Origin of the sequence: Salinarimonas soli (assembly GCF_008386575.1) — a bacterium.
Lineage (GTDB): Bacteria > Pseudomonadota > Alphaproteobacteria > Rhizobiales > Beijerinckiaceae > Salinarimonas_A > Salinarimonas_A soli.
This window is the reverse complement of the sequence record NZ_VUOA01000016.1, coordinates 142,100-166,607: the sequence shown is the minus strand read 5'-3', so window position 1 is coordinate 166,607 and position 24,508 is coordinate 142,100. Positions and strand designations below refer to the sequence as shown.

The 24,508-nt window shown below is 71.2% G+C and carries 23 protein-coding genes; 14 read left to right on the top strand and 9 right to left on the bottom strand.

The features are described 5' to 3' along the window. Window positions 1-239: 239 nt before the first annotated feature. The 6 genes from F0L46_RS07455 to F0L46_RS07430 all read right to left on the bottom strand — a co-directional run bounded on the left by F0L46_RS07455 (window position 240) and on the right by F0L46_RS07430 (window position 6,392). On the bottom strand, window positions 240-572 hold the full coding sequence (locus F0L46_RS07455) for a hypothetical protein (RefSeq protein WP_240539906.1): 333 nt from the start codon (window positions 570-572) through the stop codon (window positions 240-242). Continuing rightward, window positions 569-1,765, bottom strand: a complete 1,197-nt coding sequence (locus F0L46_RS07450; protein ID WP_149816424.1) for a geranylgeranyl diphosphate reductase — start codon at window positions 1,763-1,765, stop codon at window positions 569-571. The genes F0L46_RS07455 and F0L46_RS07450 overlap by 4 nt, the downstream gene beginning before the upstream one ends. Next, window positions 1,762-3,114, bottom strand: coding sequence for a BCD family MFS transporter (locus F0L46_RS07445; RefSeq protein WP_240539905.1), 1,353 nt, complete (start codon window positions 3,112-3,114; stop codon window positions 1,762-1,764). The genes F0L46_RS07450 and F0L46_RS07445 overlap by 4 nt, the downstream gene beginning before the upstream one ends. Window position 3,115: 1 nt before the next feature. Then, the gene (gene chlG, locus F0L46_RS07440) at window positions 3,116-4,000 is read right to left on the bottom strand and encodes a chlorophyll synthase ChlG (protein WP_149816423.1); all 885 of its coding nucleotides are present in this window, start codon (window positions 3,998-4,000) and stop codon (window positions 3,116-3,118) included. Between the two features lie 73 nt (window positions 4,001-4,073). Continuing rightward, window positions 4,074-5,510, bottom strand: coding sequence for a transcriptional regulator PpsR (gene ppsR / locus F0L46_RS07435; protein WP_149816422.1), 1,437 nt, complete (start codon window positions 5,508-5,510; stop codon window positions 4,074-4,076). A gap of 24 nt (window positions 5,511-5,534) precedes the next feature. After that, the gene (locus tag F0L46_RS07430; protein WP_149816421.1) at window positions 5,535-6,392 is read right to left on the bottom strand and encodes a cobalamin B12-binding domain-containing protein; all 858 of its coding nucleotides are present in this window, start codon (window positions 6,390-6,392) and stop codon (window positions 5,535-5,537) included. Between the two features lie 269 nt (window positions 6,393-6,661). Here F0L46_RS07430 and bchF point away from each other — a divergent pair, with 269 nt between their 5' ends. From bchF to hemA, 14 genes are read left to right on the top strand one after another with little or no spacing between them, the layout of a single operon-like run. Further along, window positions 6,662-7,171 (top strand): 2-vinyl bacteriochlorophyllide hydratase, encoded by a 510-nt coding sequence (gene bchF / locus F0L46_RS07425; RefSeq protein WP_149816420.1) that lies wholly within the window; start codon window positions 6,662-6,664, stop codon window positions 7,169-7,171. Further along, window positions 7,168-8,451, top strand: a complete 1,284-nt coding sequence (locus tag F0L46_RS07420) for a ferredoxin:protochlorophyllide reductase (ATP-dependent) subunit N (RefSeq protein ID WP_149816419.1) — start codon at window positions 7,168-7,170, stop codon at window positions 8,449-8,451. The genes bchF and F0L46_RS07420 overlap by 4 nt, the downstream gene beginning before the upstream one ends. A 4-nt stretch (window positions 8,452-8,455) precedes the next feature. After that, on the top strand, window positions 8,456-9,979 hold the full coding sequence (bchB, locus tag F0L46_RS07415) for a ferredoxin:protochlorophyllide reductase (ATP-dependent) subunit B (protein WP_149816418.1): 1,524 nt from the start codon (window positions 8,456-8,458) through the stop codon (window positions 9,977-9,979). Further along, window positions 9,954-13,655, top strand: coding sequence for a magnesium chelatase subunit H (locus F0L46_RS07410; RefSeq protein WP_149816417.1), 3,702 nt, complete (start codon window positions 9,954-9,956; stop codon window positions 13,653-13,655). Before bchB ends, F0L46_RS07410 begins: the two co-directional genes overlap by 26 nt. A gap of 17 nt (window positions 13,656-13,672) precedes the next feature. After that, a complete protein-coding gene (bchL, locus tag F0L46_RS07405; RefSeq protein ID WP_149816435.1) occupies window positions 13,673-14,560 on the top strand; it encodes a ferredoxin:protochlorophyllide reductase (ATP-dependent) iron-sulfur ATP-binding protein in 888 nt (295 codons plus the stop codon). Beyond that, the gene (gene bchM, locus F0L46_RS07400; RefSeq protein ID WP_149816416.1) at window positions 14,560-15,261 is read left to right on the top strand and encodes a magnesium protoporphyrin IX methyltransferase; all 702 of its coding nucleotides are present in this window, start codon (window positions 14,560-14,562) and stop codon (window positions 15,259-15,261) included. Before bchL ends, bchM begins: the two co-directional genes overlap by 1 nt. Next, a complete protein-coding gene (locus F0L46_RS07395; protein WP_149816415.1) occupies window positions 15,258-16,688 on the top strand; it encodes a BCD family MFS transporter in 1,431 nt (476 codons plus the stop codon). Before bchM ends, F0L46_RS07395 begins: the two co-directional genes overlap by 4 nt. A 28-nt stretch (window positions 16,689-16,716) precedes the next feature. Next, window positions 16,717-17,496, top strand: coding sequence for a photosynthetic reaction center subunit H (puhA, locus tag F0L46_RS07390; RefSeq protein WP_149816414.1), 780 nt, complete (start codon window positions 16,717-16,719; stop codon window positions 17,494-17,496). After that, window positions 17,493-18,161: a photosynthetic complex putative assembly protein PuhB gene (gene puhB / locus F0L46_RS07385; protein WP_149816413.1), complete on the top strand. Its 669-nt coding sequence runs from the start codon at window positions 17,493-17,495 to the stop codon at window positions 18,159-18,161. The genes puhA and puhB overlap by 4 nt, the downstream gene beginning before the upstream one ends. A 10-nt stretch (window positions 18,162-18,171) precedes the next feature. Then, window positions 18,172-18,630, top strand: coding sequence for a photosynthetic complex assembly protein PuhC (puhC, locus tag F0L46_RS07380; protein WP_149816412.1), 459 nt, complete (start codon window positions 18,172-18,174; stop codon window positions 18,628-18,630). Then, the gene (locus F0L46_RS07375) at window positions 18,627-18,908 is read left to right on the top strand and encodes an O2-dependent cyclase accessory protein (RefSeq protein ID WP_149816411.1); all 282 of its coding nucleotides are present in this window, start codon (window positions 18,627-18,629) and stop codon (window positions 18,906-18,908) included. The genes puhC and F0L46_RS07375 overlap by 4 nt, the downstream gene beginning before the upstream one ends. Further along, on the top strand, window positions 18,908-19,975 hold the full coding sequence (gene acsF / locus F0L46_RS07370) for a magnesium-protoporphyrin IX monomethyl ester (oxidative) cyclase (RefSeq protein WP_149816410.1): 1,068 nt from the start codon (window positions 18,908-18,910) through the stop codon (window positions 19,973-19,975). The genes F0L46_RS07375 and acsF overlap by 1 nt, the downstream gene beginning before the upstream one ends. A gap of 12 nt (window positions 19,976-19,987) precedes the next feature. Beyond that, complete coding sequence (gene puhE / locus F0L46_RS07365; RefSeq protein WP_149816409.1) at window positions 19,988-20,779, top strand: putative photosynthetic complex assembly protein PuhE; 792 nt, start codon at window positions 19,988-19,990, stop codon at window positions 20,777-20,779. Continuing rightward, the gene (gene hemA, locus F0L46_RS07360; protein ID WP_149816408.1) at window positions 20,776-21,987 is read left to right on the top strand and encodes a 5-aminolevulinate synthase; all 1,212 of its coding nucleotides are present in this window, start codon (window positions 20,776-20,778) and stop codon (window positions 21,985-21,987) included. The genes puhE and hemA overlap by 4 nt, the downstream gene beginning before the upstream one ends. 148 nt (window positions 21,988-22,135) lie before the next feature. Here hemA and F0L46_RS07355 read toward each other — a convergent pair whose 3' ends face one another. From F0L46_RS07355 to pufM, 3 genes are read right to left on the bottom strand one after another with little or no spacing between them, the layout of a single operon-like run. Then, entirely contained in the window at window positions 22,136-22,447 is a 312-nt protein-coding gene (locus tag F0L46_RS07355) for a hypothetical protein (protein ID WP_149816407.1), read from the bottom strand. Window positions 22,448-22,457: 10 nt separating this feature from the next. After that, a complete protein-coding gene (gene pufC / locus F0L46_RS07350) occupies window positions 22,458-23,525 on the bottom strand; it encodes a photosynthetic reaction center cytochrome PufC (RefSeq protein WP_149816406.1) in 1,068 nt (355 codons plus the stop codon). Beyond that, window positions 23,522-24,505: a photosynthetic reaction center subunit M gene (gene pufM / locus F0L46_RS07345; protein ID WP_149816405.1), complete on the bottom strand. Its 984-nt coding sequence runs from the start codon at window positions 24,503-24,505 to the stop codon at window positions 23,522-23,524. Before pufM ends, pufC begins: the two co-directional genes overlap by 4 nt. Between the last annotated feature and the right edge of the window lie 3 nt (window positions 24,506-24,508).

Below are 24,508 nucleotides of genomic sequence, written 5' to 3'. Positions count from 1 at the left end.
CATCGATGCCGTCAAGAAGGCGGTCTTCGGGACAGGACATGTAAGCCTCCGACCTTGAGGGCATCGCGCCCGGATCGTCATACTAGCTCAAGCCATCGGCCTGGCAAATCGCGGTCGTATGCCTTCTTTTTGCGAACATATCTCGTTTTGCGAGATAGAACTTACTTTGCGCGTGGTAGCGTTCTCTTGCCTTCGTGTGACGATCATAGGCTTCGATCTCAAAGCGACTATACGCGCGCCTACACGGGACGCCGCTCCAGCTCGCCTCCGGAGCCGACTTGTCGCTCCACGCCACCTGCACCAAATCGCCGCGCCAGATCCGCCAGATGGGCCAGGAGCGCGCCCGTGAGGGGCGCCGCGATCCAGATCCAGGGCATTCCCGCCAGCGCCGCCCGGAGCGCCAGGAGCAGGAAGGCGCCGGCGAGCAGGTTGGGCAGGAGGTCGGCCCAGGTCGGCCCCCGGGCGGCACGGCGGCGCCAAAGCCACAGGGCCCCGGCCTCGGCCGCCACGAGGAGCAGGACGAGGTCGACGATCCGCCCGTCGGCGAAGAGCCCGGCGAGGGCCGCGATCACGCCCGCCGTCCCCAAGGTCCCGCCAAGCCGAGGAGATGGGCGAGATCCTTCAGGGCGATGCGGGCATGGACGAGGGGGCTCGCCCGGACCAGCTCCTTGTTCATGTAGGCGTCCCAGGTCAGGCGCTGGATGTCCGGATCGCGGCAGAGGCTGACGAAACGTTCCCGCAGCCAGTCGTTCCGGTACCAGATCCGCTGCATGAGCCCGAGGATCCAGAAGACGCGTCCATGGGCGCGCATGAAGTCGCGCCGCGCCTCCCGCAGCGCCCGCGCGTCCCCCGTGGCCAGGAACGCCTCGACCGCGTCGGCGCCGAGACGCGCGCTCGCCATCGCGTAGTAGATGCCCTCCCCGGAGGACGGCGCGACGACGCCGGCCGCATCGCCGACGAGGAGCACACCGCGTCCGTCGTCCCACCGGCGCAGGGGCCGCAGCGGGATCGGAGCCCCCTCGCGCCGGATCGTCTCGGCGCCCTCGAGCCCGACCGTGCGGCGCAGATCGGCGACCGAGCCTTTCAAGGAGAACCCCTTGTGGGCGCTGCCCGTCCCGATGCTCGTGGTCTCGCCGTGAGGGAAGATCCAGGCGTAGAAATCGGGTGAGAGGCGGCCCTGATAATAGACGTCGCAGCGCGCCGGATCGAAAGACCCCTCGCCAGGTGGGGGCGAGCGGACGATCTCGTGATAGGCGAAGACGAAGGGGACCCGCCCGGCTTTCGGCATCGCGGCGCGGGCGACGCCCGAATTCGCTCCGTCCGCTCCGACGACGGTGCGCGTGCGGAGCTCGGCGGTCTCGCCGCCCTCGGCACGGTAGGTCAGGCGATAGCCCTCGCCTTCCGCCGCGAGGTCGATCAACGTGCCTGTGCGGCGCTCGGCGCCCGTGGACGCGGCGCGCGCCCGCAGCCATTCGTCGAAATGCTCCCGGTCGACCATCCCGACGAAACCGTCGATCGGCATGTCGACCTCACCGCCCGAGGGCGCCACCATGCGGGCTCCGCGGGCCTTCGCCACGATGAGCTCGTCGGGAATCGCGAAGTCCCGGATGAGGCGCGGCGGGATCGCCCCGCCGCACGGCTTGATGCGCCCCGCCCGGTCGAGGAGCGCCACGCGCCGGCCCCGCTTGGCGAGATCGGCCGCCGCGGTGGCACCCGCAGGCCCCCCGCCGACGACGACCACGTCGAAGATGTCGGCATTCGTCATGACCGTCCTCCGCTTGCCGCCGCCGGCTGAACGAGATCCACCGTCGCGACGGCCATGACGGGGCATTGCCGCAGGGTCGCGTTGACCTTGAGGGCGAGATGGGCCGAGACGACGAAGAGCACCGCCTCCGCCGCGAACACGGCGCCGAAGGGCGCAGCCTGCGAGGGGGTGACGAGCCGGCACAGGTCGACGCCCACCGCACCGACGAAGCCGCCGAGCCCGAACGCCACGCCCTGCGCGGCGCCCCAGAGCCCGACCCGCGTACCCTGGCGGCGGCCGGCGCCGTTGTCGGCCAGCGACATCATCGAGCCGATCGCCGCCACCGCGAAGACGCCGTTGAAGAAGCCGAGCAGGAACACGTTGGGCCGGAGCGGCCAACCCGGGCCCGCGACGGCGGCGAGGGTCAGCCCCGCGAGGGCCAGCGCCGATCCGAAGCAGCCTCCGACCGCCCAGCGGTTGAGGGCGCCCGACACACCCCCGCCGACCCCGCCCAGCGCACCGACGAGCACCATCCCGAGAAGCACGCCCGCATGCTGGAGACCGCTCAGCGAGGTGGTCTCGCCCGGCGACAGGCCGAAGACGAGGCCGGCGAAGGGCTCGAGGATGAGGTCCTGCGCGCTGTAGGCGAGCATCGACCCGAAGACGAAGATCGTGAAGCGGCGCGCCTGCGGCTCGCGCCAGACCTCGGCCAGCGCCGCGCGGAAGGATTGCGGCGCCTCTCCTGCCGTGGCGTGCGCCGCTCCGGTGCGTGGCCGCTCGAGGCGGTGTAGCGCCCCCAGCGTCACGGCGAACGCCGCCAGGGAGACCACGAACGCGACGGTGACGAGGCGTTCGAAGGAGAAGGGATCGAGGAACGGCCCGGCCGTTCCCGCCGTGATCACGAAGCCGACGATCATCATGATCCAGACGATCGCCGCCGCCGCTGGCCGCCGGCGCGCGTCGACCTGCTCGGCCAGGAGCGCGAGGAGCGACGTTCCGGCGGCGCCGACGCCGACCCCGATCAGGGCGAAGGCGAGGACTGACAGGCTCAGCCCCGCGAGGCGGTCGTTTGCCGCCCAAGCCGTGCCCAGGGCCGCGAGCACGCCGCCTGCCGCGAGCGCAGCCATGCCGCCGATGATCCAGGGCGTGCGCCGCCCCCCCATGTCGGACCCGTGCCCCCAGCGAGGGCGCAGCACCTGCACGGCGTAGTGGAGCGCGATGAGGCCGCCCGGGATGCTCGCGGCGAGCGACAGCTCGATCGTCATCACCCGGTTGAGCGTCGAGGTGGTGAGCACCACGATAGCGCCAAGCGCCGTCTGGACGAGGCCGAGCCGGACGATGCCGAGCCAGCCGAGGCTGTTGGGGTTCACGTCAGCCTCCCGCGAGGGTGAGGGCGCGCGCCGCGAAGGCCGCCACGAGCATGCCGAGCACGTAGAGCGTGGTGCCGGTCGCGTTGTACCAGGCGGCCTGGCCGCGTGGGTCGGCGAGGAGCCTGCGCATGAGGAGCGCCTGGAACGCCAGGAGGCCCGCCACGACCAGGGCGTGGACCGATTGTCCCCACGCCCAGAGGAACCCCACGACCACGGCCTGCGGAACCGCCATGACCCAGCAGGCGAACCGTGCCGCGCGGGCGACGCCGAGCGTCACCGGGAGCGAGTCGATGCCGGTCCGCCGGTCGCCCTCGACGGACTTGAAGTCGTTGAGGGTCATGATCCCGTGCGCGCCGACGGAATAGAGCGCGGCGAGCAGGAGGACGCGAGGATCGGGGAAGCCCGCCGCCATGACGGCGGCTCCCGTGAACCAGGGAAGCCCCTCGTAGGAGACGGCCACGGCCGTGTTGCCCCACCAGCCATTGCGCTTGAGGCGGATCGGCGGCGCGCTGTAGGCCCAGGCGAGAACGAGGCCCAGGGTCCCGGCGGCAAGCGCCCAGGGCCCGAGAAAGACCGCGACGCCGAAGGACAAGGCCGTCCAGGCCAGGGCGATGTAGAAGCCCCAGCGCCCGGGGATCCGGCCCGACGGGATCGGTCGCCCCGGCTCGTTGATCGCATCGACGAAGCGGTCGTACCAGTCGTTCGCGGCCTGGCTCGCGGCGCAGATCAGCGGGCCGGCGAGAAGGACGCCGAGGACGATGAGCGGCCATCGCCCCCCGGCGCCGACCCCGGAGGACACCACCCCGCAGGCGAAGGCCCACATGGGTGCGAACCAGGTGATCGGCTTGAGGAGTTCGGCGACGGCGGAGAGCGATGGTCTGGCCATGACGCGAGCTTCGCGCCGGGGCGCCCGAACGTCAAGCCAGATTTACACATTCCGTGTAAACTTGCCTTGACGCCTATCCCTCGTCGGAGCCGAGGTCGCCGAGGCCGAAGCGGTGCAGCTTGGCGTAGAAGCTCTGGCGCGAGAGCCCGAGCATCTCGGCCGCCGACGCGCGGTTGTCGTTCGTAAGCTCGAGGGCGGCCTCGATGCACATCCGCTCGATGAGATCGGTGGTCTCGCGGACGAGCTCCTTCATGGAGACGCGCCCGACGAGCTCGGTGAGCTGCGCCACCGATTCGGGCAGCCGCCCGCTCTCGCCGAAGGCGGTCGGCAGGCGCCGGCCGACGGCGCGGATCGAGAAGCCGAAGCACGGGGGATCCCCGTCCGGCACGGAGACGGCTGCGACCTCGACCTCCTCGAGCCCGCCCAGGGCGCCGCGGACGACGGTGCCGAAATGGCGGACGGAGCCGTGCTCGCGCAGGCTTGCGACGAGAACGTTGAGGTCGACCGCCGAGCGGCCGAGCCAGTCCTCCAGCGCCTCGCCGCGCACCTGCTCCAGGGTCGGCACCTGCACGAGATCGAGGAAGGCGCCGTTCGCTGTGAGCACCCGGCGATCGAGATCGCAGACCACCATGGCGTCCGGCAGGTTCTCGACCATGCCGAGCAGCTGCGCCTTCGAGCGCACCGGTGCGCTCGCGGGCGCCGCGGGAAGAACGATTCGGACGAGGAAGTGAGCGGCCCGCTCCTGGCGGAACAGGGAGACGGACAGGCCCACCTCCCGTCCGCTGCCGGCGAGGCGCAGGCCCGACTCCTCGGCCCGGCCGCTTGCGCGCGCCGCAGCCATGATCTCGCCCACACGGGCGGCGCTGGCCGGCTCGAAGATGTGCCCGATGGCGAGGCCAGCCGCATCGGCGGGCGACGCGCCGACAAGATCCAACGTGGCCGGATTGGCCTCCGTGATCCGCCGCGTCGCGGCATCGACGATGAAGACGGGCTCGGCCGCCAGCTGGAACAGGAGCCGGTAGCGCATCTCGGTCTGCCGCAGGCGCCCATAATCGCGCTCCATGGCGGCCTGGGCGTCGACCAGCTTCTTCTGAAGGTCGGCCACGGCACGCAGGTCGCGTCCGACGGCGATGATCGGCCCGTGGTCGCCCACCCGCATCGTCGCGTAGAGGACGGGCACGTCCCCGGACCGCTGCGACGGATGGTTGACCTGCCGCCAGGGCGACGCCGCGTCGGTGGTGGCCTCCGCGATCAGCCGCTCGACCTTCTCGCGGCTCTCGACGGTGACGGTGTCGCGCCAGTCCTGCCCGCGCCAGCCCGAGAATCCCTCGCCCGACATCGCCTCGCCGCCGAAAGCGACGTCGCGAATCATGCCGTTTCGATCGAGGACGAGCGCGACGTCGCTGGCGCCGGCGATGAGCCGGGCAGCCGCCTCCGCGTCCACCGTTCCCAGCGACGCCCGCGGGTCGTGGAAGTGGCTCAGTCCGTCACGTGGGAGGGGCTTGTGCATGCGGACGTTAACTCGGTTGGCGCCTCAACGCGGGACGGAAGCTGCCGGAGCGATCACGAGGCGGTCGGCCTGGGCGGTCGCGTCTCTGGCATCGACGGCGCCCGCGTCGGCGCCGACGCGTGCCACCATCTCCGGATGGGCAGTGAAGTAGCGTCCCCCAACGATTACCTTAAGGCCACGGTTCCGTGATGCCTGCTTGACGGCGTGGATAGTCGAGCTGAGCTGTTCGAGCAAGACGTCGCAGCTGAGCGAGAAGCCGACGAGATCGAAGCTTTCCGAGCGGACGAGCGCCTTGAGGCGCCGCTCGTCGGCGCCCCAGGCCACCTCCACCTCCCACCCGGCGCGGCGCAGGAAGGTCTCGACGAGGCTCAGGCCGAAGGAGTGCTGCTCGCCGGGCGTCGCGGCGAGGAGGGCCAGGCGGCCATCGGGCGGCGTGCCGTCGAGCTCCTCGAACGGGGCGCTGAGGCCACGCAGGAGCTGCTGCAGCCGCGACAGGCCGATCGTGACCTCGGCGAAGCTGTAGACGTCCTCGCGCCAGAGGTCGCCGAGGAGGCGCGCCGTCGGCGCGAAGAGGCTGAGGAAGATGGCTTCGAGCGACGCGCCCCGGGCGCGCAGCGAGGCGAGGTAGGCCGCGCCGAGCGCGGTGTCGCGGGTGAGGACGAGCCCGGCGAAATGGGTCACCTCGGCCTGCGCGATCGGCACGTATGGGTCGCAGCGGTCGGGCTCGCCGTGCAGCAGCATCAGGCGAGGGATGATCTGCGTCTCGATCATGTGAGCGAGGCGACCCGGATCCGCGCCGGCCACGGGGAGCGGTTCACGCACCAGGTGACGTACGTTCGAATGCATCCGCGCCATCCCGCCAAGGTCGTCGAACCTGGCCATGCCCGCCTCCCGTCGTATCGTGCAAGCGCGGCAACTCCCTTAATCGGGCTCTTGTTGTCGTCTCGTGCGGCGTGCCGGCCCAGCGTTCCTTGTTGCAAGCGGCTCATTGGAGCTGAACCGTTGACGCACGGTATCATGTCGAAACCCGCCCGTCCCCTGGGAATGACCCCTACCGGTGTAAATTTCGCATTACGTCAATTTCAGTTGACACTTTTGAGAGCGACGCACTAGCCTCTCCCCTAAGAACACCACATGAGGGAGGGCGCAGGATGCGCGGTGGAACGGCCCCCGAGGCTCTGGGAAGCGGGCTCTACAGCCGCGAGGAGCGCCGCCGGCGGGATGCGTCTCCCTGGACGCTGGTGCAGGGCGTGCTCGCGCCGCTGCAATTCGCGATCTTCCTCGCAAGCCTCGCCCTCATCGCCCGCTTCCTCGCCACCGGCGAGGGGTTGTGGCTCGCGACCGCCTCCGTGGTCCTGAAGACGTTCGCCCTCTACGCCATCATGATCACGGGCGCGATCTGGGAACGCGAGGTCTTCGGCCAGTATCTCTTCGCGCCGGCCTTCTTCTGGGAGGACGTGGTGAGCATGGGCGTCATCGCCCTGCACACCGCCTATCTCGTGGCGCTCGCCGCCGACGCCCTCGGGCCGCGGGGGCAGCTGAGCCTCGCGCTCGCCGCCTACGCCGCCTATGTCGTGAACGCGGCCCAGTTCATCCTCAAGCTGCGTGCCGCGCGCCTCCAGGAACGCGCCCAGGCGGCGCTCCGGGAGGTGACGCCGTGAGCCGCGCCGCTGCCGCCCTCGACGAGAATGCCGGCTGCGCGGTGCCCGTGCGGACCGAACGCGGCCAGCGGGAGGTCTTCTGCGGCCTCACGGGAATCATCTGGCTCCACCGCAAGATCCAGGACGCGTTCTTCCTCGTGGTCGGTTCGCGCACTTGCGCCCACCTGATCCAGTCGGCCGCCGGGGTGATGATCTTCGCCGAGCCCCGCTTCGCCACCGCGATCATCGAGGAAAAGGATCTCGCGGGCCTCGCGGACGCCAACGACGAGATCGACGCCGCGGTGGCCCGCCTCGTCGAGCGCCGGCCCGACATCCGCCTCCTCTTCCTCGTCGGGTCCTGCCCCTCCGAGGTGATCAAGCTCGATCTCGGGCGCGCCGCCGCCCGGCTCTCGGGCCGCCTGTCGCCGCAGGTGCGGGTGCTCGCCTATTCGGGCAGCGGCATCGAGACCACGTTCACGCAGGGCGAGGACGCCTGCCTCGCGGCCCTGGTGCCCGAGCTGCCGGCGGAGGCCCCGCAGGCCGGTCCGTCCCTTCTCGTCGTGGGCACGATGGCGGAGGTGGTCGAGGACCAGTTCGCGCGCATCCTCGCCTCCCTCGGCATCGGTCCGGTGCGCTTTCTTCCCCCGCGCCGGGCGGCGGACCTGCCCCCGGTCGGGCCGCAGACGCGCATCCTCCTCGCGCAGCCCTTCCTCAACGATACGGCCCGCCTCCTGGAGCGGCGCGGGGCAACCCGCCTGTCCGCCCCCTTCCCTCTCGGCGTCGAGGGCACCACGCTGTGGCTCGAGGCCGCCGCACGGGCCTTCGGGGTCTCGCGGGAGCGCTTCGCCATGGCGGTGCGCCCCTACGAGGAGCGCGCGCGGGCCGCCCTGGAGCGCCACCGCGGGCATCTCGCCGGGCGTAGCCTGTTCCTCTTCCCGGATTCGCAGCTCGAGATCCCGATCGCCCGCTTCCTGTCGCGCGAGCTCGGGATGCGCCTCGTCGAGGTCGGCACGCCCTTCCTTCAGCGCACGCACCTGGCCCCGGAGCTCGCCCTCCTGCCCCCGGGCACGCCCGTCGTAGAAGGCCAGGATGTCGATCTCCAGCTCGATCGCTGCCGGGCCGCGCGGCCCGACATCACCCTGTGCGGGCTCGGTCTCGCGAATCCGCTCGAGGCCGAGGGCCTGACCACCAAGTGGTCGATCGAGCTCCTCTTCACTCCCATCCACGGCTACGACCAGGCGCCCGATCTCGCGGAGCTCTTCGCGCGCCCCCTCGTCCGTCGAACCCGGCTGGTGGCCTGACGCGATGAAGCTCACGGTCTGGACATACGAGGGGCCTCCTCACATCGGCGCCATGCGGGTCGCCACGGCCATGGAGGGCGTCCACTACGTCCTGCACGCGCCGCAGGGCGACACCTATGCCGACCTGCTCTTCACGATGATCGAGCGGCGGGACAAGCGCCCGCCCGTCACCTACACGACCTTCCAGGCCCGCGACCTCGGCGCCGACACCGCCGAGCTGTTCCAGAGCGCCGTGCGGGACGCCTACGAGCGCTTCCAGCCGCAGGTCCTCCTGGTCGGTGCCTCGTGCACGGCGGAGCTGCTGCAGGACAATCCCGCCGGCCTCACCGCGGCACTCGACCTGCCGATCCCCGTGGTGCCCCTGGAGCTGCCCTCCTATCAGCGCAAGGAGAACTGGGGCGCGTCGGAAACCTTCTACCAGCTCGTGCGGGCCCTCGCCCGGCCGGGCGGCGAGCGGGAGGCCGGGCGCCGGCCGTCGTGCAACCTTCTGGGCCCCACGGCGCTGGGCTTCCGCCATCGCGACGACGTGGCCGAGCTGCGCCGCCTCCTCGACCGCCTCGGGATCGACGTGAACGTGGTGGCGCCCTTCGGCGCTACGCCCGCCGACCTCGCGCGCCTTGGCGAGGCCGACTTCAACGTGGTCATGTACCCCGAGATCGCCGGGCTCGCGGCCCGCCATCTCAAGCGCGCCTTCGGGCAGGCGAGCGTCGAGAGCATGCCCATCGGCGTGTCGGGGACGCGGGAGTTCATCCACGAGGTGGCGGCGCTGGCGGGCGTCGATCCGGCCCCGGCCCTCGAGGACGAGATCGCCCGCTCCTCGTGGTACGCCCGCTCGGTCGATTCGACCTATCTCACGGGCAAGCGCGTGTTCGTCTTCGGCGAGGCGAATCGGGCCGTCGCGATCGCCCGGGTGGCGGCGGAGGAACTCGGCTTTGCCGTCGTCGGCATCGGGACCTATGCCCGCGAGGGCGCCCGCGAGGTGCGCGACGCCGCCGCCCGCCACGGCGTCGAGGCCCTGATCAGCGACGACTATCTGGAGGTCGAGGCCCAGATCGTGGCCCTCCAGCCCGAGCTCGTGCTCGGCACCCAGATGGAACGCCACATCGCCAAGCGCCTCAACATTCCATGCGCGGTGATCTCGGCCCCCGTCCACGTCCAGGACTTCCCCGCCCGCTCCTCGCCGCAGATGGGCTTCGAGGGCGCGAACGTCCTGTTCGACACCCTCGTCCATCCCCTGATGATGGGGCTCGAAGAGCATCTCCTGTCGATGTTCCGGGACGATTTCGAGTTCAACGACGCGGCCGCCCCGTCGCATCTCCCCGCCCATGCCGGCGAGCCTGCCGCGGAGGCCATCGTCCTCCCCGACCACCCCGGCTGGACGCCGGACGCCGAGAAGGAGCTTCGCAAGATCCCGTTCTTCGTTCGCGGAAAGGCGCGCCGGAACACCGAGCGCTTCGCCCACGAGCGGGGCGTGTCCGTCATCACCGTCGAGACCCTCTACGATGCCAAAGCGCATTTCGGCCGTTGATCCGACCGCAGTCCGCGTCGTCATCGTGACGCTGGACCATCATCTCGCGGGGCCCGTGGAGCGGGCCCGGCGGACGCTGTCGGACGAGCTGCCGGGCCTCACGGTCGCGCTGCACTGCGCCACGCAATGGCGGGGCAACCCCGCCGCCCTGGAGCGCTGCCTTGCCGACATAGCGGCGGGCGACATCATCCTCGTCACGATGCTCTTCACGGAGGAGCATTTCGAGCCCGTCCTCCCCGCCCTCCAGGCCCGCCGTGAGGCGTGCGACGCCCTCGTGGTGGCCTTGTCGGCCGGCGAGGTGAGCCGCCTCACCCGCATGGGCCGCTTCGTCGCGGGCTCTGGCTCGTCGGGGCCGCTCGCCCTCCTCAAGAAGCTGCGCGGCTCGGCGGGCAAGGGCGGAGCCAAGAGCACGGCCGGCGCCCGCCAGGCCCGGATGCTGTCGCTGCTGCCCCGCATCCTGCGCTTCGTGCCCGGCACCGCCCAGGACCTGCGCGCCTTCTTCCTCACCATGCAGTACTGGCTCGCGGGCTCCGACGAGAACGTGACCAACATGATCCGCCTCCTCGTCGACCGGTACGCCGACGGCCCGCGGCGGCACCTGCGCGGGCGGCTGCGCGTGGCGGCGCCCGTCGCCCATCCGGATGTCGGCCTCTATCACCCCGACCTGCCCGGCCGCCTCACCGACCGGATCGCGAGCCTGCCCCGCGGCGGCCGCGGCCCGGCGGGCTCGGTCGGCCTGCTCCTCATGCGCGGCTACGTGCTGGCCGGCGACACGGCTCATTACGACGGCGTGATCCGGGCCCTGGAGGAGCGGGGCGTGGGCGCCGTGCCGGCCTACGCCTCGGGCCTCGACGGCCGTCCGGCGGTGGAGCGCTTCTTTCTCGACGGCGACCGGTCGCGGGTCGACGCGGTGATCTCGCTCACGGGATTCTCCCTCGTGGGCGGTCCCGCCTACAACGACGCCAGCGCCGCCGAGGAGCTCCTCGCCCGTCTCGACGTTCCCTACCTCGCCGCGACCGCGACCGAGTTCCAGACCCTGGAGCAATGGGAGGTCTCCGAGCGCGGCCTGCTGCCCGTCGAGGCCACGATGATGGTGGCGCTGCCGGAGCTCGACGGCGCGATCAACCCGATGCTCTTCGCCGGCCGCTCGATCGGCGCGGGCGAGGCGGGCATGCGCGAGATGAAGCCCCATGCCGAGCGCGTGCGCCGGCTGGCCGACCGCGCGGCCGCGATGGTGCGCCTGCGCGCCACGCCGCGCGACGAGCGCCGCCTCGCCATCACCCTGTTCAACTTCCCGCCGAACGGCGGCGCCACGGGCACGGCGGCTTTCCTCGCCGTCTTCGAATCGCTTCACCGCACCCTCATCGCGCTGCGCGCGGCGGGTTATCGGGTCGAGGTGCCCGCGAGCGTCGACGCCCTGCGCGAGCGCATCCTGGAGGGCAACGCCGCCCGGTTCGGCACCGACGCGAACGTGGTGGCGCGGATCTCCGCGGACGACCATGTGCGCGCCGAGCCACATCTCGCCGCCATCGAGGCGCAGTGGGGTGCGGCGCCCGGCCGGCACCAGACGGACGGCAGCGGGATCCTCGTGCTCGGGGAGCGGTTCGGCAACGTGCTCGTCGGCATCCAGCCCGCCTTCGGCTACGAGGGCGATCCGATGCGCCTGCTCTTCGAGCGGGGCTTCGCGCCGACCCACGCCTTCTCGGCCTATTACCGCTACCTGCGGCAGGACTTCGCGGCTCACGCCGTGCTGCATTTCGGCACGCACGGCGCCCTGGAATTCATGCCGGGGAAGAATGTCGGCCTCTCCGCCGCCTGCTGGCCCGACCGCCTCATCGGCGACCTTCCGAACCTCTATTTCTACGCGGCCAACAACCCCTCCGAGGGCACGCTCGCCAAGCGCCGCTCCGCCGCGACCCTGATCTCCTACCTCACGCCGCCGATCGCCCAGGCCGGTCTCTATCGCGGCCTGCTCGATCTCAAGGCCTCCCTCGACCGCTTCCGGGCCCTGCCGCCGGGCGCCGAGGAGCGGGCCGACCTCATGGATCTCGTGCGCGAGCAGGCCGCGGCCGCGGACGTCGCGGTCCCCGCCCTGCCCGACGACGCCGCGCGGGTCGACCATCTCTGGCGCGCCGTGCTGGAGCTCGAGACGACGCTCATCCCGCACGGGATGCACGTGATCGGCGCGCCCGCCTCGCCCGAGGAGCGGCGCGACCTCCTGCTCGCGATGCTCGACACCGCGGGCGAGGGCGCGATCGGCCCCGCCGCGATCGAGGCCATCGTGTCGGGCGCGACACCCGAGGCGGCGCTCGGCGCCGGGGCGGAACCCGGCGCGCTGGAGCGCCTGCGGGAGCTCGCCCGCACGAACGAGCTCCTGTCCCGCGACACCGAGCTACCCGCCCTCCTCCACGCCCTCGACGGCGGCTACGTGCGCCCGGCGCCCGGCGGCGACCTCCTGCGCACCCCGGCGATCCTGCCCACCGGCCGCAACGTCCACGGCTTCGACCCCTTTCGCCTGCCCAGCGCCTTCGCGGTGGCGGACGGCGCGCGGCAGGCCGACCGGATCCTCGCGCGCCATCAGGCCGACGGGAACGCCCTGCCGGAGACGGTCGCCATCGTGCTTTGGGGAACCGACACCCTGAAGACCGAGGGCGCGCCCGTCGCCCAGGCCCTGGCGCTCGTGGGCGCGCGGCCCCGGTTCGACTCGTATGGGCGCCTTGCCGGCGCGAGCCTCGTGCCGCTCGCCGAGCTCGGCCGCCCGCGCATCGACGTGGTGGCGACGCTCTCGGGGATCTTCCGCGATCTCCTGCCGCTCCAGACGCGCATGCTGGCGGAGGCCATGTATCTCGCGGCGAGCGCCGACGAGCCGGTCGAGCGCAACTTCGTGCGCGCCCACGCCCTCGCCTATCAGGAGCGCACGGGCTGCGACTTCGAGACGGCGGCCCTGCGCATCTTCTCGAACGCGGACGGCACCTACGGCGCCAACGTCAACCACCTCATCGAGGCGAGCGCCTGGGACGACGAGGACGAGCTCGCGGAGACCTATTCCCGGCGCAAATGCTTCGCCTACGACCGCAAGGGCGGTTCGGCCGCGCAGCCCGCGCTTCTCGACGCGGTCCTCTCCAGCGCCTCCCTCGCCTACCAGAACCTCGAATCCGTCGAGCTCGGCGTCACCACGGTCGACCAATATTTCGACAGCCTCGGCGGCATCAGCCGGGTGATCGCGCGGACCCGGGGCGAGACGGTGCCGGTCTATGTGGGCGACCAGACCCGGGGCCCAGGCGCCGTGCGCACCCTCTCCGAGCAGGTGGCGCTCGAGGCGCGCACCCGCATGCTGAACCCGAAATGGACCGAGGGCATGCTGCGCCACGGCTACGAGGGCGTGCGCCAGATCGAGGCCCACGTGACGAACACCATGGGCTGGTCCGCCACGACGGGCCAGGTCCAGCCCTGGGTCTACCAGCAGCTCACCGAAACCTACGTCCTCGACAAGGTCATGCGCGAGCGTCTCGCCGCGCTCAACCCGAAGGCTTCGGTGAAGGTGGCAAGCCGCCTCATCGAGGCGCACGAGCGCCGCTACTGGGCCCCGGACGCGGCGACGCTCCAGGCCCTGCGCGAAGCGGGCGAGGCGCTCGAAGACAGGCTCGAAGGCATCAGCGAAGGGATCCATCCGTGACCGCACTCAACATCCGCATGCCTCTAAGGCCGGCGCCGCGCCGCGGCGACGGGGAGGGCAGCGTGCAGGTCCATCTCGACCCGACGCTCATGGTCGGCAAGGCCCAGGTCATCGCCGTCTACGGCAAGGGCGGGATCGGCAAGAGCACCGTCTCGTCGAACCTGTCGGCAGCCTTCTCGAAGCTCGGGAAGCGCGTCCTCCAGATCGGCTGCGACCCCAAGCACGACTCGACCTTCACCCTGACGAAGCGCCTCATCCCCACGGTCATCGACATCCTCGAGACGGTGGACTTCCACGCCGAGGAGCTGCGGGTCGAGGACTTCGTCTTCGAGGGCTACAACGGCGTCATGTGCGTCGAGGCCGGCGGCCCGCCCGCAGGCACGGGCTGCGGCGGCTACGTGGTCGGGCAGACGGTGAAGCTGCTCAAGGAGCACCACCTCCTCGACGAGACCGACATCGTGATCTTCGACGTGCTGGGCGACGTGGTCTGCGGCGGCTTCGCGGCGCCGCTCCAGCACGCGAGCCGCGCCCTCATCGTCACGGCGAACGACTTCGACTCGATCTTCGCCATGAACCGCATCGTGGCGGCGATCCAGGCCAAGTCGAAGAACTACACCGTGCGCCTCGGCGGCATCGTGGCGAACCGCGCCGACGGCACGGACCAGATCGACCGTTTCAACGAGCGCACCGGCCTCTCGACGCTGGCCCGGATCCCGAACCTCGACGTGGTCCGCCGCTCGCGCCTCGCGAAGTCCACGCTCTTCGAGATGGAGGAGACCCCCGAGCTTCTCTCCGTCCAGGCCGAGTACCTGAAGCTCGCCCAGACGCTTCTCGACGGTACCGAGCCCCTCGCGCCGGCCGCCCTGAAGGACCGCGAGATCTTCGACCTCCTGGGATTCGACTGATGCGCAGCGCCACCTACATCACCCGCCGGCACGAGCTGGAAACCTATTTCGACCGCACCGCGGCCGAGACCTGGGCGCGGCTCACCTCCGACGCTCCCGTGAGCCGCATCCGCGCCACCGTGCGGGCCGGGCGCGACGAGATGCGTGCCAACCTCCTCTCGTGGCTGCCCGACGACCTCTCCGGCCGGCGCGTGCTCGACGCGGGCTGCGGCACGGGCGCGCTCGCCGTCGAGGCGGCCCGGCGCGGCGCCGAGGTGGTGGCGGTGGACGTCGCCGAGACCCTCGTGCGGCTCGCCGACGAGCGCCGCCCCGCCGACCTGCCGCGCGAGCGGATCCGCTTCGTCGTGGGCGACATGCTCGATCCGGCGCTCGGCCGCTTCGACCACATCGTGGCGATGGATTCGCTCATCCATTACCGGGCGCCCGACATGGTGGCGGCGCTCGCGGGCCTCGCCCGCCGGGCCGAGGTGTCGCTCGTGGCGACCTTCGCGCCACGCACGGCGCTGCTCGGCGCGATGCATGCGGTCGGCCAGCTCTTTCCCCGCACCGACCGCTCGCCCGCGATCGAGCCCATCGGAGCGCACCGCCTTGCGGCGGCGCTCGCCGGGGAGCTCGGCGCGGAGGGGATGCGGGTCGGGCGCACGCGGCGGGTGTCGCGCGGCTTCTACATCTCGCAGGCCCTGGAGGTCGCACGGTTATGAGCGGGTTCTCGGGACGCGGCGCCGGCCTCTGGACGAAGGTGGGAACGCGCTTCCTGCCGTTCGCCGATGCGGCGACCCCGGAGCTCCCCCTGTCGCGCCTTCTGCGCCTGTCCCTGTTCCAGGTCTCGACGGGCATCGCCGTCGTGCTCCTCAACGGCACGCTCAACCGGGTGATGATCGTCGAGCTCGGCGTCGCGACCTGGCTCGTCTCGCTGATGGTCTCGCTGCCCCTGATCTTCGCGCCGCTGCGGGCGCTCGTGGGCTTCCGCTCCGACCACCACCGCTCCGTGCTCGGCTGGAAACGGGTGCCCTATATCTGGTTCGGCACCCTGATGCAGTTCGGCGGGCTCGCGATCATGCCCTTCGCGCTGCTGCTGCTCTCGGGCGACACCACGGGACCGGCCTGGATCGGGCATGTCGGCGCGGCGCTCGCCTTCCTGCTCGTGGGCGCCGGCCTCCACACGGCCCAGACGGCGGGCCTGGCGCTCGCGACCGATCTCGCCACCGACGAGACGCGACCGCGCATCGTCGCCTTCCTCTATGTGATGCTGCTCGTCGGCATGGTGGCGAGCGGGCTCGTCTTCGGCGAGCTTCTCGACACGTTCAGCCAGCTGCGCCTTATCCAGGTGATCCAGGGCGCCGCGATCCTCACCATGGGGCTCAACCTGGTCGCCCTGTGGAAGCAGGAGGCCCGCGACCCGAGCCGCACGCGGCGCGACGAGCCGCGCCCCTCCTTCCGCGAGAGCTGGCGCACCTTCCTCGACGAGGGCCGCTCGGCGCGCCTTCTCGTGGTCGTGGCGCTGGGGACGGCCGGCTGCAACATGCAGGACATCCTGCTCGAGCCCTTCGGCGCCGCGGCGTTCGGCATGAGCGTGGGCCAGACCACGGCGCTCACCGCCCTGCTCGCCGGCGGCACGCTCGCGGGCTTTGGCTTCTCGGCTGCCCGGCTCGGGCGCGGCGGCGATCCCTACCGGCTCGCGGCGCTCGGTGCGCTCGCGGTGATCCTCGCCATGGCGATGGTGATCATGGCGCCCGCGCTCGCGAGCGTGACGCTCTTCCGGGCCGCGACCGCGATCGTGGGTTTCGGCACGGGCCTGTTCATGGTCGGCACGATGATCGCGGCCATGGCGCTTGCGCGCACCCAGGGCAGTGGCCTCGCGCTCGGCGCCTGGGGCGCCGTGCAGGCGACGGCCGTGGGCACCGGCATCGCCGTCGGCGGCTTCATCAGCGACGTCGTCGGTGCGGCGGCGGCGAGCGGCGCGCTCGGCGAGGCGCTCGCCGACCGGACCGTCGGCTTCAGCTTCGTCTACCACCTGGAGATCCTGCTCCTGTTCGCGACCCTGGTGGCCCTCGGCCCCCTGGTTCGTCCCACTCGCGGCGTCAAGAAGGCGCCGCCCCGCTTCGGCCTGGACGACGTCCCGGCCTGACCGCCCTCACCTGGAGGCTCGACCCACCATGCATCAGACAGGCGCCATCACCGGCTATATCGACGTCGCCCAGGTGACGCTCTACGCGTTCTGGGCCTTTTTTGGGGCCCTGGTCTTCTACCTGCGGCGCGAGGACAAGCGCGAGGGGTACCCCCTCATCTCGGACCGCTCCGACAACGTGCGGGTCGAGGGCTTCCCGCCCATGCCCGCGCCCAAGACCTTCCTGCTGCGCGACGGGCGAACCTACCAGGCGCCTCCCGGGGTCATCGACACGCGCCACGTCGCGGCCGAGCCGGCCGAGCGCTTCCCCGGCGCGCCGCTCCATCCCACGGGCAACCCGCTCGTCGACGGCGTCGGCCCGGCCTCCTACGCCATGCGCGACGACCTGCCCGAGCTCACTGCCGAGAATGAGACGCGCTGCGTGCCCCTGCGCGTCGCCACCGATTTCGGCGTCGACGAGAACGATCCCGATCCCCGCGGCATGCAGGTCGTCGGCGCCGACGGCGTCGTCGCCGGTGTCGTCCGCGACATCTGGATCGACCGCTCGGAGCCCGGCATCCGCTACTTCGAGGCGGACATCCCCACCGGCGAGGGCACCCGCACCGTTCTCGTGCCGATCAACTTCTCGCGCGTCGACGGCGACCGAAGGGTGGTCCGCGTCGCGGCGCTCAAGGCCGCCCAGTTCGCCGAGATCCCCGGCACCAAGTACCCGGACGAGGTCTCGGCCCGCGAGGACGACCGCATCACCGGCTATTTCGGCGGCGGCACCCTCTACGCCGACCCCCAGCGCGCGGAGCCGATCCTGTGACAGCGCTCGCCCCTGACACCCTCCGGGGCCTGCCGGGCCCCCTCCCCTCCGGCGAGTCCGCCCTCTGGCAGGGCTCGCCGCGCTGGAGCGCGCTCGCCGTGCAGGCCCTGCACCTGCGCGCGCTTGCCCTCTACTTCACGGGCCTTGCCGTCTTCCAGGCCTGGGACGCCATGAGCGGCGGCACGTCCGCGACGCCGGCCGCGGCAGCCGCCTGGGCGGCGGGGCTCGGCGCCGTGGTGCTGGGCCTTGCGGGCCTCTACGCCTGGCTCGCCGCGCGCATGACCGTCTACACGATCACCACGCGCCGCATCGTGATCACCACGGGCATCGCGCTCCCGGTGACGCTGAGCATCCCGTTCCGCTCCGTGGCCTCCGCCGCCGTGCGGCTGCGCGGCGACGGGACGGGCGACATCCCGCTCTCCGTCAACGAGCGGCGCCGCCTGTCCTATCTCGTGCTCTGGCCCCACGTGCGGCCCTGGCGGCTCGGCCGGGTGCAGCCCATGCTGCGCGCCCTGCCCGACGCGGCGGGCGTGGCCGAGATCCTGTCGGCGGCGCTCGTCGCCGCCCAGGCGGCGGGCGCCACGGCACCGGCTCCGATCTCCGTCGAGGCGGACGCCCCGGCGCCGCAGCAGACGGCGCCGGGCTTCCGCCCGGCCGCAGCGTGAGGGAAACGTCATGACCGCATCGGCCCACGACGCCCAGCTGCCCCGCACGATGGTGATCGGCGCCATGGCGCTGATGGCCTTCTCCGTCGCGATCGCCGGCCTCGGCAAGTCCGGCGTGCTCGGCACGGCCGCCCCCGATCCCGCCGGCGTCGTCGAGACCCGGGCGATCGTCTTCGTCGATCGTGACGACGGCGGCGTGGCCGTGATGGAGCCCGGCCGGGCCGACGCCATCGCGGTGCTCGCGCCCGGCACGAACGGCTTCGTCCGCGGGGCGCTGCGGGGGCTCGTGCGCGAGCGCAAGCGCCGGGTGATCGGCGCCGAGGCGCCGTTCTGGCTCGTGCGCCGCACCGACGGACGGCTGCTTCTGGAGGATCGCGCCACCGGCGCGGTCGTCGACCTCGGCGCCTTCGGGCCCAGCAACATCGAACCCTTCATCCGCATGATGACCGTCGAGAGAGGCCCAGCATGATCCGGCGAACCAAGATCGAGGTGCCCTGCACCGTCGAGATCGCGAACACCTTCGACAGCCTCCACGCCCATGTCGATCTGGACGGGATCGAGGTCGGGCCGGGCGACGAGGTGATCGTTCACGGCGCGCCCACCGAATGCCCCCGGGGCGAGACCCTCGTGGTGCGCCGCACCGCGACCGTCATCCGGGCGAACTGGCTCGACCGCCTGAAGGCCAAGGCCGAGGGCTATCTCGAGATCACCGAGCTCTACGAGGTCGGCTTCGAGGGGAGGCACTGATGATGAACATGGAAGGCGGCGTCGGCCCCAACGACTCGACGCGCAAGGCCCAGGAGAACACGCTCCTCGCCCCCCGCTTCTACACCACCGACTTCGCGGCCCTCGACCGCCTCGACGTGTCCTCCATCCGCCCGGAATGGGACGCGCTCATGGCCGAGATGCGCGCGGACCCCAACCGGGGACATTTCAAGCGCTCCAGCGAGTGGGAGAACTTCGATCTCGACAGCCTGCCTGAGGACCTGCGGCAGGAATTCGTCGACTTCCTGATCTCCTCGGTCACGGCCGAGTTCTCGGGCTGCGTGCTCTATGTCGAGATCAAGAAGCGGGTGAAGAACCCGGACCTGCGCGAGCTGTTCGGCTTCATGGCCCGCGACGAGGGCCGGCACGCCGGCTTCATCAACGACACGCTCAAGGACATCGGGATCGGCGTCGATCTCGCCTTCCTGGCCAAGGCCAAGAAGTACACCTTCTTCAAGCCGAAGTTCATCTTCTACGCGACCTATCTTTCCGAGAAGATCGGCTACGCCCGTTACATCACGATCTACCGGATCCTCGAACGGAACCCGGAATTCCGGATCCACCCGATCTTCAAGTGGTTCGAGAAATGGTGCAACGACGAGTTCCGCCACGGGGAGGCCTTCGCGCTGCTCATGAAGGCGAACCCGTCGCTCGTCTCCGGCCCGAACTCGCTGTGGGTGCGCTTCTTCCTGCTCGCCGTCTACGCGACGATGTTCGTGCGCGACCACCAGCGCCCGGCCTTCCACCGCTCGCTCGGCATCGATCCCACCGACTACGACTACCAGGTCTTCCGCATCACCTCGGAGATCGCGAAGCAGATCTTCCCCGTCACCCTCGACATCGACCACCCCGCCTTCAAGGCCGGGTTCGCCCGCCTGGTGCGGATCTCCGAGGGCATGGGCCGGGCGCAGGCGCAGGGCGGGATCATGGGGCGGGTCAAGAAGGCCGGCTACATGGCGGCCGCCGCCGCCACCTTCGCGCGCCTCTACTGCGTGCCCGCCCGGCGCAACGCGCCGCCGGCGGACGTGCGGCTCTCCCCCGCCTGGTAGAGGACCGAACCCGTGACCACCACCGTCCTTCCCGCCTTGTTCGCGGTCTTCCTGTGGTGGTTCGGCACCGGGGCGATCCTCTTCCTCGACGGCCTCTCGCCGCGCACGTTCCGCTGGAGCCTGCTCGGCTGGACGGGCCTCCTGGGCCTCGGCCTCGCGGCGCTCCATCTGAGCGCCGACGACGGCAGCGTCACGGGGGCCTATCTCGCCTTCACGGGGGTCATCCTCGTGTGGGGCTGGAACGAGCTCGCCTTCCTGACGGGCTGGGTGACGGGCCCGCGCAAGATCCCCTCCCCGCCCGGCACGGCGGCCTGGACGCGCACGCGCCACGCCGTCGCGGCGATCCTCTATCACGAGCTCGCGCTGCTCGGGTCGGGCGCCGCGATCGCGGCCCTCACCTGGAGCGGCACGAACCGTACCGGCCTCCTCGCCTTCGCGGTGCTCTGGACCATGCGCCTCTCGGCGAAGGTCAACATCCATCTCGGCGTGCCCAATACCGGCGAGGGCTTCCTGCCCGACCACCTGCGCTACCTCGCAAGCTGGTTCGCCGTGCGCCCGATGAATCCCGTCTTTCCCGGCGCCATGGTGCTGGCGCTCGGCGCGCAGGTGATGCTCGCCTGGCACGCGCTCCATCCCGCGGCGAGCCCGGGCGAGGCGGCGGGGTTCGCCCTCGTCGCCGTGCTCCTGGCGCTCGCCATCCTCGAGCACGCCTTCCTCGTCCTGCCCCTGCCCTCCGCCGCCCTTTGGGCGTGGGCCAAGCGCGACGCCACCGTCATCCCGAAACCGTCAAGGAGATCAGCATGAACTACGAGTCCTTCTTCAGCGGTCAGCTCGACGGTCTTCGCCGCGAAGGTCGCTACCGGGTTTTCGCCGAGCTCGAACGGTGCCAGGGCCGCTTCCCGACGGCGCTGCGCCACACGGACGAGGGCGTACACGAGGTCACCGTCTGGTGCTCGAACGACTATCTCGGCATGGGCCAGCACCCGGACGTGATCGCGGCCATGCACGAGGCGCTCGACCGCTGCGGCGCGGGTGCGGGGGGCACGCGCAACATCTCGGGCACGAACCACGCTCACGTCCAGCTGGAGCGCGAGCTTGCCGCCCTCCACGCCAAGGAGGCGGCCCTCCTCTTCACCTCGGGCTACGTCTCGAACTGGGCGGCGCTCTCGACGCTGGCCTCGAGGATCCCGGGCTGCGTGGTGCTCTCGGACGCCCTGAACCATGCCTCGATGATCGAGGGCATCCGGCATTCGGGCGCCGACCGGATGATCTTCGCCCACAACGACCCGGCCGACCTCGACCGCAAGCTGCGCACGCTCGAGCCCGGGCGCCCGAAGCTCGTCGCCTTCGAGTCGGTCTACTCCATGGACGGTGACATCGCGCCCATCGCCGAGATCTGCGACGTCGCCGAGGCCCACGGGGCCATGACCTATCTCGACGAGGTGCATGCGGTCGGGCTCTACGGCCCGCAAGGCGGCGGCATCGCCGAGCGCGAGGGTCTCGGCCACCGGCTCACCGTGATCGAGGGGACGCTCGGCAAGGCCTTCGGCGTGATGGGCGGCTACATCGCCGGGTCGCACGCCATGTGCGACTTCGTGCGCAGCTTCGCCTCCGGCTTCATCTTCTCGACGGCGATCCCGCCCGCGGTCGCGGCCGGGGCGCTCGCGGCCATCCGTCACCTGCGGGCGAGCTCGGCCGAGCGCGAGCGCCAGCGCGACCGGGTGGCGCGGGTGCGCCGGCGCCTCGACGAGGCGGGCATCCCGCATATCGAGAACCCGAGCCACATCGTGCCCGTCATCGTGGGCGACGCCAAGCGCTGCAAGCGCATGAGCGACCTCCTCCTGGACCAGCACGGCATCTACGTCCAGCCGATCAACTACCCCACCGTCCCGCGCGGGACGGAGCGGCTGCGCATCACCCCCTCGCCGCTCCACTCCGACGAGGACATCGAGCACCTGATCCACGCCCTGCGCGACGTCTGGGCGAGCGTGAGCCTCGAGCGCGCCGCCTGACCCGACACGGCGCGGCGAGGGGCCCGGCCGGGATCATCCCGGCCGGGCCTTTTCACGTCTGGCACCCTGCGGCGCGGGTTGAGGCCTTCCGGAAAAGCAAAACGGCCGGCCCAAGGGCCGGCCGTCCTCTTCGAATGAGCCGTTCGGGTCAGGCCGGAACGGCGGTCTGGCTTCGCGTGAGCGTGAGCGCCTCGGGCTCGGGCGCCGGAAGCGCCGCCAGCGGCTGGTCCGCCTCGGCCTCGATGGTCGCGGGCGCGTTGCCCACCATCTCGCGCCAGAGGACGAAGTCCGCGATCGTCCCGGCGAAAAGACCGAAGGCGAGCACGGCCAGGCCCGCTCCGGGACTTGCCGCGCCGGCGGCGATGCTCGCCACCAGCGCATAACCCGTCATGGTCAGCATCGCGACGGTCACGCCCGTGGAGGGGCGCTCGCGTCCTTGCTCAAGCAGAACCGAGATCATCGACGTCTCCTCACTCCTCGCCCGTCCGGCGATCCCCCGCGGTGGGGCCGGCCAGGACCGGATAGTCCTTCAGCATCGACACGCCCAGAAGCGGCTTGTTGGCGCCCTGGTGACAGGTCGCGCAGTTCGCCTTGGCCGAGTCGCCCATGGGTCCGAGCCTTTCATGCGGAAACTCGGGCCGCAACGGAGCAAGATAGTTGACCGTGAGGTCGCGGACCATCCGGATGCCGTACCAGCTCGTGGTGCGCTGCGGCGGGCTCTGGTTCCAGTCGAAGAAGGCCCGGCTGTTGTGGCAGAACGTGCAGTTCACGCCGAGCGAGTTCGACATGTGCAGCATCAGGCTGTAGGTGTGCTCGGCCTGCTTGATGTCGGCCGGGTTGGTCCGGTCCGGCAGCGCCGCCTTCGAGATCACGCGGATGTTCGCCGGATCGCCCGCGAGATAGGGCGAGAAGGGATCGTAGGGCAGCGAGGCGAGGCCCGCCGCCTTCGCGGGCTGGTTCTGGCCCGCGTCGTTGCCCACCATCCTCGGACCGTTGGGATCCTGGGGCGGCGCGAACCAGATGTTCTGCGGCACGGGCTGCCCGCGGTGGCAGGTGTAGCACGTCACGCCCGTCCCGCCGACGTGGGGCTTCCAGTCCGCGTTGATGTGCTGCGTCATCTGCAGCATGCGCCGGGCCACGCGCTTGGTGTAGAGCTTGTCCGAGGAGAGCTCCTCGCCCTCCGCGTGGCAATAGGTGCAGCCCTGCTCGGGCGCCACCCATTCGGTCATCGCGGTCATGACACGGATGAACTCGTTGGCGTCGACGTCGCCCAGCACCTGGACGTTCTGGTAGGCCTCCTTCGAGGGCACCCCCGCCGGGTCGACCGCGGGCTGCGCCTCGGGCACCTTGTTGCTGGCGGCGACGTTGGCGACCGCCACCCGGTGATAGACCTGCTCCATCGCGATGCCGCGATAGCCCTCCTGCACCGAGACCGTGCGGGGGCTCTGGAAGGTGAAGGCGAGCCCCACCCCCGCGACCGCCGCCGCGGCGCCCCCGATCATGAGCCAAAACTGCACATTCTTCCGTCCTTCGCTCATGGCCTGCCTCCCGTGACCAGCGCCGGATCCGGAAGGATGGGGAAGGCCGCCGGATATTGCGGCGCGACCCCATGCTTGACGGCCCAGAGATACCAATTGTCCACCACCGTGCCCGTGAGCAGGATGCCGATGCCGCCCGTCAGCGGGCAGAGGACGGCGAACCACCAGGCCCAGCGATGGATGGACTCGGCGGTGGCGTTGAAGCCCATCGTCCAGCGCCAGAACAGCATGCCGCGCTCGAAGGCCGTGCCGCGGTCGGTGATCTGCTCGACCTCCCGCTCGGCGCCGTAGCGGCTCGTGGCGAGCACGGTGGCGCCGTGCATGGCGAAGAGCAGGGTCGAGCCGTAGAGGAACACGATCGAGAGGGCGTGGAAGGGGTTGTAGAAGAGGTTACCGTAGCGGATCGAGAAGGCCGCCGTCCAGTCGAGGTGCGGGAAGATGCCGAAGGGCACCGCCTCGCTCCACGACCCCATGAGCAGCGGACGGATGAAGCCGAGCACGAGATAGAGCCAGATCGCCGCCGCGAAGGCCCAGGTCGTGTGGTAGCCGAGGCCGAGCGCCTTGGCGCGGCGATAGGTGCGCAGCCACCAGAGCAGGATGGAGGTGGTGAGGAAGAAGCCCGTCATGAGCCACCAGCCGCCCTCCGCGAGCGGCGGGATGCGCAGGCCGTAGCGCGGCGCCGGCGGCTCGAGCGCCAGCCAGGGCAAGCGGTGCAGGAACTCGACCGGGTTCCAGCCCACCGACGCCCACATGTTGAGGCCGATGATCTCGAAGGCGATGAAGCCGCAGAGCAGGGACGCGACGCCGGTCCAGCCGAGATAGGCCGGCCCGACCTGGGCATCGCCGAAGAGGCCGAGGAGATAGCTGTGGCCCGCGAGCTGCGAGCGGGTCCAGGGCCCCCGCGTGAGCGGCACGCCGGCATAGGCGGGCCCGCGGATCTGAACCTGGGTGAAGATGTTCTGGTAGCCGGGGGTGAACATGAC